Below are 14,427 nucleotides of genomic sequence, written 5' to 3'. Positions count from 1 at the left end.
GAACGGGGCTATCCAGGACGGCTCCGACGCCGTGATCACACCAGCCACACCAAGATCATCTCACCCGTGATCAGCAGTTTCGGGACAACCCTTAGGGCCCCTGGAGCGATCCATCAGCCCCTCAGCGCGGGGGTCTTGGCGATGGTGGCCGACCCGGGAAGGTAGTCGTCCCTGATGACCATGGTGCGCTCGCCACGGCCGCCGCACCTTCTGATCCGTATCCAGCCAGACCGGCCAGCGCCGGTCGTACCGGCTGCTTTGAGGCCCCGAAGGTGCCACCACCGGACGGTGACGGTCGCTTGCGGTGCCTCATTGCTGGGCTATCACGCCCATCTCTAGAGCAGGACTTCGCGATCTCTGCCCGCCCGGATCGCTCTTCGCCAAGGTGCCGGAAACAAATAGCGCTACTTGGCTAGAAGCTTACCCCAGTATTCGTCGCATAGAGCCCGCCAGAGAATCAGGGAGTCATCAGCCGCCTGCAGCAGATACATTTCATGCCCACCCCATGTCACAACGATGCGCCCGTCATCGTTCTGAACAACTCCCATGCCTTTGTCGGGAATCGTTGCTTTATTGCGCTGTCGCCCGAGACCCACAGAATACTCATCATTGTGGATGAGTACGTCGCGGAACAGCTTCACGAAGGGCTGAGACTTGGTGAATACGCCAACAGCTTGCTGCAGGGCAGCGCCCTTTCCCAGCGGCTCTGCCTGCTTGACCATCTGCTCAGCAGATGACAGCAAGCCTCGCATGGCTACAAGCAGCAGTGCCGCGTCCTTCGAAGCAGTGGGGTGGAAGAGCACTTGAAATGCGTGGTCCGCCTCTGGGTTGACCAAAAGAGTTGCCACCAGTTCTTCATTCAAGGCCAATTGGTCAGCAGTTGCCCGCCCCTCCTGGGCTGCCTTCCAGGCGCCAAAATAACGGACGGCCATATCCTCAATGGGTTTGACTCTGGAGACCTGCAACTTAATTACGCTTGCCCACAATGGTGCATTGAATCCAAAGTGGAGAGGGCTGAGAGCCGCGTTTAGGCCGTCATCCAGTGCCATGCTCCTCCATCCGTCGAAAGCCTGCCTGACGAAACTTTACTGTGGGCCAGAACGTGGATCCATAGAGTTTCCGGTTCGCCGCAAAGGCAGGCCGGGCCCCGATTGGCTTCACCAGCCACAGCGCGTCCCTGCTGTCATCCCGTCTGCCGTCGTCCCACACGGAGTGGTAGCAGGGCAGCCGCCAGGGGCCCAGGTGGAGCGCCCTGCTGGACGAATGACCTGGGCCCCTGGCGGCTGGTCTGCTACGGCTTGCCCTGGGACGACGGCAGGCGGGATGACAGCCCCCACCCCGAACCACAACGCAGCCGGGGGCCGCACGACTGGCCCCCGCATCCCAGAGTCAGAGCGCCCCCGCCGGAGGCATCGCCTTGACGGACGGCATACCGATCAGGCCGGGCGCATATGTCCCATCAAGTCCTTAGCCTTTGGCGCGCGGCCGGCGGTCCGGGCTGGAGCGGGGCGGAGACAGGAGCGCAGGCCCGGGGCGACGGGCGCGCGACGCCGCCTTGGCGGCGGAAGCGCCCTTGATGAAGTAGGGAAACTCTTACCGCGTCGCCCGGCTCAGAGTGCGAAGGGCCGGTATGCCAGGGCTCGGTCCACGATCTTCTCGGCGCTCAGGTTGGGATCGAAGTCCCAGTAGATGTAGTCGCTGATGTGCGGGCATCGCAGTGCCAGCCTCAGGGCGTCAACGGTCGCGTCAACTTCGGCCTCATCGGTGATGCTGCCGTCCATGAGCCGTGCGACGAGTCGTACCGCTTCGTCGCGGGTCACGCTGTGAGTAGTTGGCGGCCGTCGTGGCTGCGGACGTGCGGGCCCGCGTCGTCCAAGGCGTCCAGGAGGCGGATCGCGTAGACCTCGGACATCTGGGCTGCGACCTCGTCCGGGGTGAGCCAGGCAACCGCGGTCGATTCTTCCGAGGTGCGCTCGGTGCCACCGGACGGCTTGCAGCGGAAGACCAGGGCGACGATGCCTCGGGTCGTGTTCTTGTAGACGCCGGTGAGCTCGTCTACCTCGACCTCGATGCCCGTCTCCTCCAGGACCTCGCGGCGGACGCCGGCCTCCGGGGACTCGGTGAGTTCGAGGACTCCGCCCGGCAGTTCCCAAGTCCCGTTGTCGGCGCGACGGATCGCCAGGAGTCGGCCGTCCTCGCGGAGCACTGCCCCGGCGACGGACACGGAGTGCAGTGGCGTTGACTTGTCCTGCGGGGAACCCGTACTCATGTACAGGAGCATAGGAGGAAGAGAAGGACTATGGGAACCGCAGTGGGAGGTGGCAGGGCCGTACCTCGGTACGTGCAGATCGCCGACGACATCGTCCAGCAGATCCGCGCCGGGGTGCTGAGTGCCGGCGACATGGTGCCGAGTGAGTCCGAGCTGGTGGAGCGTTACGGCGTCTCCGGCGGAACGATCCGCAAGGCCATGGTGGAGGTCCGCGCGAGCGGCCTGGTGGAGACGCGGCACGGCAAGGGGTCTCTGGTGAAGGCCCGGCCGCCGGTACGGCACCGGTCCTCGGACCGCTTCCGGCGCACGCATCGGCAGGAGGGCAGGGCGGCGTACCTCGCCGAGTCCGCGCAGTCCGGGGCCGAGGCCAAGGTGAGCGTGCTGTTCATCGGGCCGATGGAGGCTTCGGAGGAGATCGCGGAGAGGCTCGGAGTCACTGCGGGGACTCAGGTCCTGGCTCGGCGACGCCTGTACTTCCGGAACGGGACACCCGTGGAGACGGCTACCTCGTACCTGCCCTGGGACGTGGTCAAGGACATCCCGGAGCTGTTCGCCGAGAACCCCGGCCCGGGTGGCATCTACGCCCGGCTTGAGGATCAAGGTCACGTCTTCGCGGAGTTCGTAGAGACACTCCAGGCAAGGCCGGCCGCCAAAGCGGAGGCAACAGAGCTGGCCCTCAGTCCGGGCGCCCCGGTGGTGCACCTGCTCCGCGACGCGGTCACGGAGGAAGGCCGGGTGGTGGAGGTCTGCGACACCCTCATGGCCGCTGACCAGTTCGTCTTCGAGTACCGGATCCCCGCCCGCGACTGACGCGCGCTCAACTCTCCACAGCCCGCTGCGATTTCCTCGCGTAGCGGGTTGACTCATGTATAGGAGTCGGGCACTCTTCTTCATGTCACTCATGTACATGAGTGGCGGAGTTCGGCATCTATAGAGGAGTGATCTGCTGTGCGTCAAATTCCCGTCGACACCAACGGCGCGACCGTGATGGTCGCCCAGCCCCCGCAGCTCAAGATGCGTGACAAGAAGACCGGTCAGGTCGCCGTCGACAACGAGAGCGGCAACAACCTGATGAACGTGGACGTGTTGTTCGTGATGAACGGCAACGCCGAGGTCATCTCCGTGACCGTGGCGGAGCCCGACATCTCCGGTGAGCTGGCCATGGGCACCCCCGTTGCCCTGACCGGCCTGGTCGCCCGGCCCTGGGAGAATGAGTTCAACGGCCAGAAGCGCCACGGGATCAGCTTCCGTGCCGTCGCCGTCACCTCGCTGGCCAAGGCGGGCTGAGCATGACCGCCTTATGGGTCACGCTGCTGGTGGTCCTCGTGCTGGCGCTCGTCCTGCGCTGGCAGCGGCCCACCTGGTACTGGATGACCTTCGGCGTCACCTTCGCGGTGATCCGGGTCCTGGTCCGCTACCGCGCGGTGATGGACGCCTGCGGGCTCACCGTCCCGCCCTCCCGCTGGCGGCTCACGCTGGCCCGAGTGGCCAACCGCCCCGTCCCCGAGTCCCGCTCGCCCCGCATTCTGCGGCTGCGACCCACCGCGACCGGCCTCGTCCTGCGGCTGAAACTCCGTCCCGGTCAGGACGCGTTCGATTTCTCCGCCTCGTCCGACAGGCTCCGGCACTCCTTCGTCCTGCACAACGTCGTCTCCCGGGAGATCCGCTCCGGCGTCGTGGAGCTGCGGATGACCGGATACGACGTACTCAAGCGGGTGCGGATGCCAGTTACCCGATCTACCGAAGTGCTGCGGATACCCGTAGCGCTGCGGGAGGACGGGGAGATTCACTACCGGGACTACCGAGCAGTCCCGCATGCCCTGAACGTCGGGGCGACCCAGTCAGGCAAGTCCGTCTACCAGCGCACGCTGGTCGCAGGGCTGGCTTCACAGAACGTCGCGCTCGTCGGCATCGACTGCAAGAACGGGGTGGAACTCTCCCCGCTGGCACGGCGCTTCACCGCCCTCGCGGACAACCCTGCTGCCGCGGCTGATCTGCTGGGCGCACTCGTTCAGTACATGGCCCGGGTGTACGAGGTCATCCGAGCCGAACAGCGCATCAGCGCAGACCTGCCGGATACGGAGATCACCGCCGACATCTGGGATCTGCCCGCGCACCTTCGCCCCGTACCCGTCGTACTCCTGGTGGACGAAGTCGCGGAGCTGGCCCTCGCAGCCAGCAAGGCCGAAGAAGTACGGCGCGACCAGATCATCACCAACCTGGTCCGACTCGCCCAGCTCGGCCGCGCCGCCGGCATCTACTTGGAAGTCTGCGGCCAGCGCTTCGGCTCAGAGCTCGGCAAGGGCATCACCATGCTCCGCGCCCAGCTCACCGGCCGTACCGCCCATCGCGTCAACGACGAGACCTCGGCGAACATGGCCTTCGGCGACATCTCCCCGGACGCCGTCCTCGCCGCCGTCCAGATCGACAAGGACCGCCCCGGCACCGCCGTGGCAGGTGACTCCTCCGGCGGCTGGTCCCGCATCCGGGCCCCGCACACGACGCTGCGCCAAGCCGTGGACATCTGCAACGCCCACGCCTACCGCACCCCGGCGATTCCGGAGCTGGCCCCCTTCCGGCCCGTGCTCCCGGCCCGCGTGCTCGTCGGCAAAGTGCAGCCGAAGCCCAATACAGCAGGTGCCTTCTAAGCACCTGGCCCACCCCCGGTCGGCGCTACCTCAACGCGCCGGGTCCCTACCCACCCCATGCCCGAAACGGAGGTGAAGACCATGCCCCGCCTGGTCCGCCCGGACGCCGTCCTCGTCCAGGCCGTCATTGCCGGAGCCCTCTCCTTCGCCCATCTTCACGACCTCGCCGCGGCCGCCGGACAGGACGGCTGGAAAGCCTGGGCTTACCCCATCAGCGTGGACCTGCTCCTTGTCGCCGCCTGGCACCGCCTCCGCACCCTGCGGGACGCGGGAGAGCCGTCGCGCTCGGCTTGGTCCTGGTTCGCCGTCGCTCTCGCCGCCTCGCTCGGCGCGAACGTCGCGACCGCCGGCCTACTCGACCTGGGGGACGTACCCGCATGGCTGCGCATCCTCGTCGCCGGGTGGCCCGCCCTCGCCTTCCTCGGCGGCACGCTCTTGGTCCACCGGCCTACGTCGCCTCCTGAGACGGAGCCTGTGCAAGTACCTCTGCCCGTGTTCGACCGGGCGACAGAACCCGGCGTACAGGACGCCCCGGTTCCCACTCTGTCTACCCCGACGCCGCCGGTCAGCGCTCCGCCCGCCCTCGTCGCCCACGCCCAGAAGATCGCCGCCGACCACCGCACCCGGACCGGCTCGGACATCGACACCGAGACCCTGCGCGCCCGGCTCGGCGTCCCGCCCCAGATGGCGGAAGCCATCGCCGCCCAACTCGCCTGACAGGAGACCGCCATGCCCGTCCGGATCAACTTCCGCTCCCTGATGAAGATCGGCCCCGTCCAGATCGGCACCTACCGCGACCGCCGTGGCCGCACCAAGGACACCGCCGTCTGCACCACCGACGGCTGCGGCTGGTCCTCCGATTACAGCTCCTCGACCGGCGCCCAGCTCGCCGCCCGCTCCCACCGCTGCCGCGTCAGCTGACCCGAAAGGCCAACGCCATGGACGTACCGCTCTGGTTCGCCCTCCTCGTCGTCGGTGTCCTCGGCTACAAGCTCATCCGCCCGCCGCTCTGGCTCGTCGCCGTGATCCTTCTCGGCGGCTTCCTGCTCGCGGACAGCTTCCTCGCCCCGGCCATCGACACCGCGATCAACAAGTAGCCCGCCCCGGAAGGAGAACAGCCGTGTTCAAGCCCCAGTACCCCCGGCCCGACACCTACGCCCCGGCGACCATCCGCCCCACCCCCACACCCGTTGAGCAGCCGGCATCGTCCCCGGTTCCCGCGAAGCACCCGACCGCCCTGGGCGGTTTGGTCCAGCCGTCGCCCGGCACCGCGCTCGCTCTCGCCGCCGGCGGAGTCGCTGGAGTCCTCGCCCTGGCCTCCGTCGCCGTCTCGCTGCTCCTGGCGGTCGCCGTCACCGCGGTCGCCCTGTCCGTCAGCGCCGTCGTCCTGCTCTTCCTCGTCCGCGCCCTGCGCCAGGAGTTCAAGAGCCACTGACCGGCCCCGGGACGGCCTCAACCGCCAAGTCTCCGCCGTCCCGGCGCCGTGCTCCTGCCCGATCCAACGAACCGGAAGGAACCCACATCATGGCCCAGCCCATGGCCTTGCCCGCCGAGCCCTGCCCCGACTGCGGCGGCTTCCCCGCCGTCCACATCACCCTCGGCGGCCGCGACCGCACCGGCGCCCTGCGCACCATCACCGCCCACTGCCCGGCTTGCCACGGCACCGGCATGCGCTCCATCCGCCGCCCCCGCCGGATGGTGGCCGCGTGACCGACCTGCTCCAGGACCCGGCCACCCTCGGCGACATGCTGAGGGTGGCCTCCGCCCCCGACTACCAGCGCTGGGCCGACCAGATCCACCGCACCGGCGGGTGCTCCGACCCCATCCACATCACCGGTTGGACCGTCGCCAAGGACAAGACCAGCGGCGAGATCCTCCACCGCTACTCCACCGAGACCGAACCGGGGGCCCGCCTGCGCATCGCCTGCGGCAACCGGCGCGCCTCCCGCTGTCCCGCCTGCGCGTGGACCTACGCGGGCGACGCGTACCACCTCATCCGGGCCGGGCTCGCCGGGGACGACCGCCGCGACATCCCCGCCACCGTCCGCGAACACCCCCGCGTCTTCGCGACCCTCACCGCTCCCTCCTTCGGCCCGGTCCACAACCGCCCGGCCGGTCGCCCTTGCCGCTGCGGCGTGCACCACCAGGAGGACGCCGCCGAACTCGGTACTGCCCTCGACCCGACCACCTACGACTACGCCGCGGCCGTCCTCTTCAACAACCACGCCGGGCAGCTCTGGCAACGCTTTACGACCCGACTGCGCCGCGAGATCGCCGCCTCCGCCGGGCTGACCCAAAGGGAGCTGCACGCCATCGCCCGGATCTCCTACGGCAAGGTCGCCGAGTTCCAGAAGCGCGGTGCCATCCACTTCCACGCCGTGATCCGCATCGACGGACCCACCGGCCCCTCCAGCCCGCCGCCCTCGTGGGCCAGCACTGGACTCCTGGACCGCTCGATCCGGGCCGCCGTCGCCCACTCGTACACGTCGATCACCGTCCCGGCCGTCGCCGACCAGCCCGCCCGGACCTTCCGCTGGGGCGCCCAGCTCGACGTCCGCCCCATCAAGGCGTTCGGCGACGGCTCCGACATCACCGAACAGGCCGTGGCTTCGTACGTCGCCAAGTACGCCACCAAAGCGGCTGAGAACACGGGCACCCTCGACCGCCGCATCGGCAACCGGGAGGCCCTGGTCCTCCTCGACGTCCCCGACCACACCGCCCGCCTCATCGGAGCCTGCCTCGACCTCGACCCGCTCTATCCGGACCGCCGCCTCGCCGCCTGGTCGCACATGCTCGGCTTCCGCGGCCACTTCTCCACCAAGTCCCGCCGGTACTCCACCACTCTCGGCGCCCTCCGCCAGACCCGCGCCGACTACCGCGCCGCGCAGGAACGCGAAGCACGCGGGCTCGGCGACGTCGAGCCGGACACCGTGCTCGTCCTCGCCTCCTGGCAGTACGCCGGCCACGGCCACAGCCCGGGGGAATCCGTCCTCGCCGCCACCATCGCCCGTGACATCCAGCTCAACCGCCAGACCGCCCGCGAAGCCCTGCAAGGAGAGCAGCATGAATGAGCGCTACCTCAGCGTCGTCCAGGTCGCCGAACTGCTGGGTACCACCGTGAGGTTCCCCCGCCGCCTGATCGAGGAGCGACGGATCACCTATGTGAAGGTCGGCAGGCACGTCCGCATCCCGGAGAGCGCCGTGCGGGAGTACATTGCCGCCCGCACCGTCGAGCCCCGCCGCCGTATGGGGGTGGCTGCCTGATGGCCGCGAAGCGCCGGCAGTTCGGGCGGGTGCGGAAGCTGCCCTCAGGTCGCTACCAGGCCCGGTACCTCGGCCCGGACGGGCAGCTGCGTCCCGCTCCGGAGACGTTCCGCACCAAGAGGGACGCGGATGACTGGCTTGCCGACAAGCAGACCGAGATGCGGCGGGGCGACTGGCACGACCCGGACGCGGGGAAGGTCCCCTTCGGGCCGTACGCCCTCGCCTGGATCAAAGAGCGCGAGCTGACCAGCACCACGCGGCAGCTCTACCGGTCCCTTCTCAAGCACCACCTGGAGCCGGTCCTCGGCTCCGTCAACCTGGCGGAGATCTCGCCGCCCCTCGTGCGGCGCTGGCGCGCCGACAAGCTCGCCGCCGGCACCGGGCCCACCACCGTGGCCAAGGCGTACGCCCTCCTGCGCGCCATCCTGGGCACCGCCGTGTCAGACCAGCTGATCCGGCGGAACCCGTGCCAGGTCAAGGGAGCCAGCACCGTCCACACGCCGGAGCGGCCGACCGCCACCGTGCAGGAGGTGTACGCACTGGCCGATGTGATTCAGCCGCGCTACCGCACCCTCGTGCTCATGGCCGGGTTCCTCGGCTTGCGCTGGGGCGAGCTGATCGGCCTGCACCGGCGGGACATCGACCTGGAGCACGGCACCGTGCGCGTCCGGCGGTCCGTCGCCGAGCTGGGGAACGGGCAACGGGAGATCAAGGCGCCCAAGAGCGCCGCGGGCAAGCGGACGGTCTCCATCCCCGGCGTGATCCTCCGGGACATCCGCGTGCACCTGAGTCTGTACGCCGAACCGGGGGCGGATGGGCGTGTCTTCATCGGGGCCAAGAAGGCCACCCCGCGCCGGAACCACTTCAACCGGCTGTGGCATAAAGCGTGTCGCGAGGCAGGGATCAAGGGGCTTCATTTCCATGATCTTCGGCACACGGGCAACACCCTGGCCGCGTCCACGGGAGCCAGCACACGGGAGCTCATGGCGCGAATGGGCCACAGCACCGCCCGCGCCGCGCTGATCTACCAGCACGCCAGTGCGGACCGGGACCGGCTGATCGCCGACGCACTGAGCGGGCTCGTGGAGAAGGGCAGAAAAGACACGGACGGGCGCAAGGGGCACGCGGGGGACACGGACGACTGATCACGGCCCCCGGAAACGACTCAGGGCCAGGCGGAGGAGACGTCCTCTGACCTGGCCCTTGAGTGTTCAGAGCGGGTGACGGGAATCGAACCCGCGTAGCTAGTTTGGAAGACTAGGGCTCTACCATTGAGCTACACCCGCAACGCGCGCGCCGCAGGTCCGGGGACCGCGGCACGGACAGCATCCTAGCGGGTCGTGCGGGGGGATCGCACACCACATTTCGGTCCGCCGCCCCGCTCGTGTGCCCGGGCGCGGCCGTATCCCCGGGAAACCCGCGCGTCGGACCGTCTTCGGGCATGTACCCTACGTGTCGCACCGACGGGGTGTGGCGCAGCTTGGTAGCGCGTCCGCTTTGGGAGCGGAAGGTCGTCGGTTCGAATCCGGCCACCCCGACCAGTAGCACCTTCTCCACGCAGTGTCCCCATGCTGCCGCCGGGCAGTGTCCCGGGCGCGCCTCACCGAAGATCGTCCCGGTGGTCGCGTTGTGGGCTGATTGCCGCTTGCGGTTACTATGCAAGCTGCGTGCCCGTGTGTCTGATGCCGGGCCGAATCCGCTGAACCGCTGAATCGCAGCGTGACGGCAGAACCCCCAGCAGTCAGCCACAAGGAGACCGAACCGTGAAGAGCGCCGTGGAGACCCTGAACCCGACTCGGGTTCGGCTCACTGTTGAGGTGCCCTTCGAGGAGCTCAAGGACAGCCTCGACGCGGCCTACAAGAAGATCAACCAGCAGGTCACGGTGAAGGGCTTCCGCAAGGGCAAGATCCCGGCCCGCGTCATCGACCAGCGCTTCGGCCGCGGTGCGGTGCTGGAGGAGGCCGTCAACGACGCCCTCCCGAAGTTCTACACCGAGGCCGTCAACGAGGCCGACCTGAACCCGCTGGGTCAGCCCGAGGTCGACATCACGGAGCTGAAGGACGGCGAGCTGCTGACCTTCACCGCCGAGGTGGACGTCCGCCCCGAGATCGAGATCCCGGACTACTCCGGCATCGAGGTCACCGTGGACGCCGTCGAGGTCACCGACGAGGACGTCGAGAAGTCGGTCGAGCAGCTGCGCGACCGTTTCGCGTCCACGAAGGACGTCGAGCGCGCCGCCCAGGACGGCGACGTCGTCACCATCGACCTGGAGGCCAAGGTCGAGGGCGAGGTGCTGGAGGACGGTGTCGCCCAGGACGTCTCCTACACCATCGGCTCGGGCGAGCTCCTCGACGGCATCGACGAGGCCGTCAAGGGCCTGGAGGCCGGTGGCGAGGCCACCTTCACCTCCCAGCTCAAGGGCGGCTCCGCCGAGGGCAAGGACGCCGAGGTCACCGTCAAGGTCACCAAGGTCTCCGCCCGTGAGCTGCCGGAGCTGGACGACGAGTTCGCGCAGATGGCGAGCGAGTTCGACACCCTCGAAGAGCTCAAGGCGGACAGCCGCAAGCGCCTCGAGAACATGAAGCAGTACGACCAGGCCACCCAGGCCCAGGAGCGCGTCCTGGAGAAGTTCCTGGAGCTCGCGGAGATCCCCGTCCCCGAGAAGCTGCTCGCGGACGAGGTGCAGACCCGCAAGCACAACCTGGAGCACCACCAGCTCGGCCAGATGGGTCTGGACCTGGAGAAGTTCCTGGAGATCCAGGGCAAGACGGTCGAGGAGTTCGACGCCGAGACCGCCGAGCAGGCCGTCAAGGGCATCAAGACCCAGTTCCTGCTGGACGCCCTGGTCAACAAGGAGAAGCTGGGCGTCAACCAGGAGGAGCTGACCGAGCACCTCATGCGCCGCGCGCAGTCCTCCGGCATGTCCCCCGACCAGTTCGCCCAGGCGGTCGTCGAAGGCGGCCAGGTCCCGATGCTGGTCGGCGAGGTCGCCCGCGGCAAGGCCCTCGCGGTCGTCGTCGAGGCCGCCAAGGTCGTCGACACCAACGGTGAGGTCGTCGACCTCTCCGACGACGAGGACGAGGTCGAGACGGCCGCCGAGACGGTCGAGGCGGCCGTGGAGGCCGACGCCGAGACCGAGGGCGACGAGGCCAAGTAACACCCCGGGCGGGCCCATACGCGCCGCCCGCCCCGCAGTGCCCCGGAGGGCCTGGACGCGGTCGCGTCCGGGCCCTCCGTCGTACCGCGGGAAGGGCCCGGGACCTTGCGCTCCGAGCGAACAGTTCGGGAAGCGGGATGGCGTTGTCCGACCTGCGCGTTAGGGTCCATGAATACGAGGGCACGGGAGTACCCGACGCCGGCGGACATCGTTCGCACCGGCTGGTCCGCGCCCCAGAAAGAGACGCTGAGACGGCATGTGGCCGTCGGAGACGAGCAGGTGGATACGTGACGAATCTGAAGCCTTACGCCGCGGGTGAGCCGTCCATCGGTGGTGGCCTCGGCGACCATGTCTACAACCGGCTGCTCAGCGAGCGCATCATCTTCCTCGGCCAGCAGGTCGACGACGACATCGCCAACAAGATCACCGCGCAGCTCCTCCTCCTGGCCGCCGAGCCGGAGAAGGACATCTACCTGTACATCAACAGCCCCGGCGGCTCGGTGACGGCCGGCATGGCGGTCTACGACACCATGCAGTACATCAAGAACGACATCGTCACCATCGGCATGGGCATGGCGGCCTCCATGGGCCAGTTCCTGCTCACCGGCGGTACGGCCGGCAAGCGCTTCGCGCTCCCGAACACCGACATCCTGATGCACCAGGGCTCCGCCGGCATCGGCGGCACCGCTTCGGACATCAAGATCCAGGCCCAGTACCTGCTGCGCACCAAGCAGCGGATGGCCGAGATCACCGCTCACCACTCCGGCCAGACCGTGGAGGCCATCATCCGCGACGGCGACCGCGACCGCTGGTTCACGGCGGAGGAGGCCAAGGAGTACGGCCTCATCGACGAGATCATCTCCGCCGCGTCCCTGGTCCCCGGCGGTGGCGGCACCGGGGCCTGATCCCCGGCCCCGCACCAGGCAAGCTCCCGCCCGCAGAACGCCACCAGGATGGTGAACACCCAGATGCACATGAACAACCTCTCTCCCGCGAGCGGCCTCTACACCGGCCCTCAGGTGGACAACCGGTACGTGATCCCGCGTTTCGTCGAGCGCACCTCGCAGGGTGTGCGCGAGTACGACCCGTACGCGAAGCTCTTCGAGGAGCGCATCATCTTCCTCGGCGTGCAGATTGACGACGCGTCCGCCAACGACGTCATGGCGCAGCTGCTGTGCCTGGAGTCGATGGACCCGGACCGCGACATCTCCATCTACATCAACAGCCCCGGTGGCTCCTTCACCGCGCTGACGGCGATCTACGACACGATGCAGTTCGTGAAGCCGGACATCTCGACGGTCTGCATGGGCCAGGCGGCCTCCGCCGCCGCGGTCCTGCTCGCCGCCGGTACCCCCGGCAAGCGCCTGGCCCTGCCGAACGCCCGTATCCTGATCCACCAGCCGTCCGGCGGCACCGGCCGCGAGCAGCTCTCCGACCTGGAGATCGCGGCCAACGAGATCCTGCGCATGCGCGACCAGCTGGAGACCATGCTGGCCAAGCACTCGACCACGCCGATCGAGAAGATCCGCGACGACATCGAGCGCGACAAGATCCTCACTGCCGAGGACGCACTGGCGTACGGCCTGATCGACCAGGTCGTCTCCACCCGCAAGAGCACCGCGGTCTGATCCTTGCCGCGAGTTGGCGTGGTCACGCTGTCGCATTCGGCGATGTGAACCACGTCAAGGGGGCCCCGTTGGGGGCCCCCGGCAAGGTACCGTCGGATATGAGGCACCAGGAGCCGCTGAACCAGGCGTCTCCCAGGCGAAGGGGAAGCACCTCGTGGCACGCATCGGTGACGGCGGCGATCTGCTCAAGTGCTCGTTCTGCGGAAAGAGCCAGAAGCAGGTGAAGAAGCTCATCGCAGGACCCGGTGTGTACATCTGCGACGAGTGCATCGACCTCTGCAACGAGATCATCGAAGAGGAACTCGCGGAGACCTCCGAGGTCCGCTGGGAAGAACTCCCCAAGCCCCGTGAGATCTACGAGTTCCTGGAGAGCTACGTCGTCGGCCAGGAGCCGGCGAAGAAGGCGCTCTCCGTCGCGGTCTACAACCACTACAAGCGGGTCCAGGCCGGCGAGAACGGCGGCGCGCAGGGCCGGGACGACGCGATCGAGCTCGCGAAGTCCAACATCCTGCTGCTCGGTCCCACCGGCTCCGGCAAGACCCTGCTGGCCCAGACGCTGGCCCGGATGCTCAACGTCCCGTTCGCCATCGCCGACGCGACGGCGTTGACGGAGGCCGGGTACGTCGGTGAGGACGTCGAGAACATCCTGCTCAAGCTGATCCAGGCGGCCGACTACGACGTCAAGAAGGCCGAGACCGGGATCATCTACATCGACGAGATCGACAAGGTCGCCCGCAAGAGCGAGAACCCGTCGATCACGCGCGACGTGAGTGGCGAGGGCGTCCAGCAGGCGCTCCTGAAGATCCTGGAAGGCACGACGGCCTCGGTCCCGCCGCAGGGCGGCCGCAAGCACCCGCACCAGGAGTTCATCCAGATCGACACGACGAACGTGCTCTTCATCGTGGGCGGCGCCTTCGCCGGCCTGGAGAAGATCATCGAGTCGCGTGCGGGCGCCAAGGGCATCGGCTTCGCGGCGACGATCCGCTCGAAGCGGGAGATCGAGGCGAGCAACCAGTTCCAGGAGGTCATGCCGGAGGACCTGGTGAAGTTCGGGATGATCCCCGAGTTCATCGGCCGTCTCCCCGTCATCACCTCGGTCCACAACCTGGACCGCGAGGCGCTGCTCCAGATCCTGATCGAGCCGCGCAACGCGCTGGTGAAGCAGTACCAGCGGCTGTTCGAACTCGACGGCGTCGAGCTGGACTTCGAGCGCGAGGCGCTGGAGGCCATCGCGGACCAGGCGATCCTGCGCCAGACGGGCGCGCGCGGTCTGCGCGCCATCATGGAAGAGGTCCTGATGTCGGTGATGTACGAGGTCCCGTCCCGCAAGGACGTGGCCCGCGTGGTCATCACCGCCGATGTGGTCCGCTCCAACGTCAACCCGACGCTGGTCCCGCGCATCGTCCCGAAGGACCAGGGCCCGCACGAGAAGTCGGCCTAGCCGCAACGGACATACGCGA

At 68.1% G+C, this 14,427-nt stretch carries 18 protein-coding genes and 2 tRNA genes; 16 read left to right on the top strand and 4 right to left on the bottom strand.

The window, feature by feature from the left end:
• Positions 1-404: 404 nt before the first annotated feature.
• The 3 genes from ACFVXJ_RS07455 to ACFVXJ_RS07445 all read right to left on the bottom strand — a co-directional run bounded on the left by ACFVXJ_RS07455 (position 405) and on the right by ACFVXJ_RS07445 (position 2,281).
• Complete coding sequence (locus ACFVXJ_RS07455; RefSeq protein WP_389660032.1) at positions 405-1,049, bottom strand: hypothetical protein; 645 nt, start codon at positions 1,047-1,049, stop codon at positions 405-407.
• Between the two features lie 561 nt (positions 1,050-1,610).
• Positions 1,611-1,820 (bottom strand): e9imm peptide, encoded by a 210-nt coding sequence (locus ACFVXJ_RS07450; protein WP_389660029.1) that lies wholly within the window; start codon positions 1,818-1,820, stop codon positions 1,611-1,613.
• The gene (locus ACFVXJ_RS07445) at positions 1,817-2,281 is read right to left on the bottom strand and encodes an NUDIX hydrolase (RefSeq protein WP_389660026.1); all 465 of its coding nucleotides are present in this window, start codon (positions 2,279-2,281) and stop codon (positions 1,817-1,819) included. The genes ACFVXJ_RS07450 and ACFVXJ_RS07445 overlap by 4 nt, the downstream gene beginning before the upstream one ends.
• 18 nt (positions 2,282-2,299) lie before the next feature.
• On the opposite strand from ACFVXJ_RS07445, the gene ACFVXJ_RS07440 reads away from it, so the two are divergent.
• The 11 genes from ACFVXJ_RS07440 (at position 2,300) to ACFVXJ_RS07390 (ending at position 9,326) form a co-directional block, all read left to right on the top strand.
• Positions 2,300-3,079: a GntR family transcriptional regulator gene (locus tag ACFVXJ_RS07440; RefSeq protein WP_389660023.1), complete on the top strand. Its 780-nt coding sequence runs from the start codon at positions 2,300-2,302 to the stop codon at positions 3,077-3,079.
• Between the two features lie 138 nt (positions 3,080-3,217).
• The gene (locus ACFVXJ_RS07435) at positions 3,218-3,556 is read left to right on the top strand and encodes a hypothetical protein (RefSeq protein ID WP_136216959.1); all 339 of its coding nucleotides are present in this window, start codon (positions 3,218-3,220) and stop codon (positions 3,554-3,556) included.
• 2 nt (positions 3,557-3,558) lie between these two features.
• A complete protein-coding gene (locus ACFVXJ_RS07430; protein WP_389660020.1) occupies positions 3,559-4,917 on the top strand; it encodes an FtsK/SpoIIIE domain-containing protein in 1,359 nt (452 codons plus the stop codon).
• Between the two features lie 81 nt (positions 4,918-4,998).
• Positions 4,999-5,634: a DUF2637 domain-containing protein gene (locus ACFVXJ_RS07425; RefSeq protein WP_389660017.1), complete on the top strand. Its 636-nt coding sequence runs from the start codon at positions 4,999-5,001 to the stop codon at positions 5,632-5,634.
• A gap of 12 nt (positions 5,635-5,646) precedes the next feature.
• The gene (locus ACFVXJ_RS07420; RefSeq protein WP_389660014.1) at positions 5,647-5,838 is read left to right on the top strand and encodes a mobile element transfer protein; all 192 of its coding nucleotides are present in this window, start codon (positions 5,647-5,649) and stop codon (positions 5,836-5,838) included.
• A gap of 17 nt (positions 5,839-5,855) precedes the next feature.
• Positions 5,856-6,014, top strand: coding sequence for a hypothetical protein (locus tag ACFVXJ_RS07415; protein WP_136216955.1), 159 nt, complete (start codon positions 5,856-5,858; stop codon positions 6,012-6,014).
• Positions 6,015-6,037: 23 nt separating this feature from the next.
• Entirely contained in the window at positions 6,038-6,352 is a 315-nt protein-coding gene (locus ACFVXJ_RS07410) for a hypothetical protein (protein WP_389660011.1), read from the top strand.
• A gap of 89 nt (positions 6,353-6,441) precedes the next feature.
• Positions 6,442-6,627, top strand: coding sequence for a hypothetical protein (locus ACFVXJ_RS07405; protein ID WP_389660008.1), 186 nt, complete (start codon positions 6,442-6,444; stop codon positions 6,625-6,627).
• Positions 6,624-7,988, top strand: coding sequence for a replication initiator protein RepSA (repSA, locus tag ACFVXJ_RS07400; protein WP_389660005.1), 1,365 nt, complete (start codon positions 6,624-6,626; stop codon positions 7,986-7,988). The genes ACFVXJ_RS07405 and repSA overlap by 4 nt, the downstream gene beginning before the upstream one ends.
• A complete protein-coding gene (locus tag ACFVXJ_RS07395; protein ID WP_389660002.1) occupies positions 7,981-8,181 on the top strand; it encodes an excisionase family DNA-binding protein in 201 nt (66 codons plus the stop codon). The genes repSA and ACFVXJ_RS07395 overlap by 8 nt, the downstream gene beginning before the upstream one ends.
• Positions 8,181-9,326, top strand: coding sequence for a tyrosine-type recombinase/integrase (locus ACFVXJ_RS07390; protein ID WP_389659999.1), 1,146 nt, complete (start codon positions 8,181-8,183; stop codon positions 9,324-9,326). The genes ACFVXJ_RS07395 and ACFVXJ_RS07390 overlap by 1 nt, the downstream gene beginning before the upstream one ends.
• Positions 9,327-9,396: 70 nt before the next feature.
• Here ACFVXJ_RS07390 and ACFVXJ_RS07385 read toward each other — a convergent pair.
• Positions 9,397-9,467: transfer RNA gene (locus ACFVXJ_RS07385), tRNA-Gly, on the bottom strand.
• 178 nt (positions 9,468-9,645) lie between these two features.
• Here ACFVXJ_RS07385 and ACFVXJ_RS07380 point away from each other — a divergent pair.
• The 5 genes from ACFVXJ_RS07380 (at position 9,646) to clpX (ending at position 14,408) form a co-directional block, all read left to right on the top strand.
• Positions 9,646-9,722: transfer RNA gene (locus ACFVXJ_RS07380), tRNA-Pro, on the top strand.
• Between the two features lie 222 nt (positions 9,723-9,944).
• Positions 9,945-11,339 (top strand): trigger factor, encoded by a 1,395-nt coding sequence (gene tig, locus ACFVXJ_RS07375; RefSeq protein WP_361310967.1) that lies wholly within the window; start codon positions 9,945-9,947, stop codon positions 11,337-11,339.
• Positions 11,340-11,626: 287 nt separating this feature from the next.
• Positions 11,627-12,244: an ATP-dependent Clp protease proteolytic subunit gene (locus tag ACFVXJ_RS07370; protein ID WP_136216948.1), complete on the top strand. Its 618-nt coding sequence runs from the start codon at positions 11,627-11,629 to the stop codon at positions 12,242-12,244.
• 48 nt (positions 12,245-12,292) lie between these two features.
• Positions 12,293-12,967 (top strand): ATP-dependent Clp protease proteolytic subunit, encoded by a 675-nt coding sequence (locus ACFVXJ_RS07365; protein ID WP_389659994.1) that lies wholly within the window; start codon positions 12,293-12,295, stop codon positions 12,965-12,967.
• 154 nt (positions 12,968-13,121) lie between these two features.
• Positions 13,122-14,408, top strand: a complete 1,287-nt coding sequence (clpX, locus tag ACFVXJ_RS07360; protein WP_361310959.1) for an ATP-dependent Clp protease ATP-binding subunit ClpX — start codon at positions 13,122-13,124, stop codon at positions 14,406-14,408.
• Positions 14,409-14,427: the final 19 nt, after the last annotated feature.

It is taken from the genome of Streptomyces sp. NPDC058279, from assembly GCF_042881255.1.
In the GTDB taxonomy this organism is placed as follows: domain Bacteria; phylum Actinomycetota; class Actinomycetes; order Streptomycetales; family Streptomycetaceae; genus Streptomyces.
The sequence above is the reverse complement of the archived record's forward strand: the minus strand, read 5'-3'. Positions and strand labels throughout refer to the sequence as shown.

Excerpts from the sequence above, each read along its gene's own strand:
- ACFVXJ_RS07420 (WP_389660014.1), top strand. The coding sequence starts at position 5,647 with ATGCCCGTCCGGATCAACTTCCGCTCCCTGATGAAGATCGGCCCCGTC.
- ACFVXJ_RS07365 (WP_389659994.1), top strand. The coding sequence starts at position 12,293 with ATGGTGAACACCCAGATGCACATGAACAACCTCTCTCCCGCGAGCGGC.
- ACFVXJ_RS07405 (WP_389660008.1), top strand. The coding sequence starts at position 6,442 with ATGGCCCAGCCCATGGCCTTGCCCGCCGAGCCCTGCCCCGACTGCGGC.
- ACFVXJ_RS07390 (WP_389659999.1), top strand. The coding sequence starts at position 8,181 with ATGGCCGCGAAGCGCCGGCAGTTCGGGCGGGTGCGGAAGCTGCCCTCA.
- ACFVXJ_RS07425 (WP_389660017.1), top strand. The coding sequence starts at position 4,999 with ATGCCCCGCCTGGTCCGCCCGGACGCCGTCCTCGTCCAGGCCGTCATT.
- ACFVXJ_RS07455 (WP_389660032.1), bottom strand. The coding sequence starts at position 1,049 with ATGGCACTGGATGACGGCCTAAACGCGGCTCTCAGCCCTCTCCACTTT.
- ACFVXJ_RS07395 (WP_389660002.1), top strand. The coding sequence starts at position 7,981 with ATGAATGAGCGCTACCTCAGCGTCGTCCAGGTCGCCGAACTGCTGGGT.
- ACFVXJ_RS07440 (WP_389660023.1), top strand. The coding sequence starts at position 2,300 with ATGGGAACCGCAGTGGGAGGTGGCAGGGCCGTACCTCGGTACGTGCAG.
- ACFVXJ_RS07430 (WP_389660020.1), top strand. The coding sequence starts at position 3,559 with ATGACCGCCTTATGGGTCACGCTGCTGGTGGTCCTCGTGCTGGCGCTC.
- ACFVXJ_RS07415 (WP_136216955.1), top strand. The coding sequence starts at position 5,856 with ATGGACGTACCGCTCTGGTTCGCCCTCCTCGTCGTCGGTGTCCTCGGC.
- ACFVXJ_RS07445 (WP_389660026.1), bottom strand. The coding sequence starts at position 2,281 with ATGCTCCTGTACATGAGTACGGGTTCCCCGCAGGACAAGTCAACGCCA.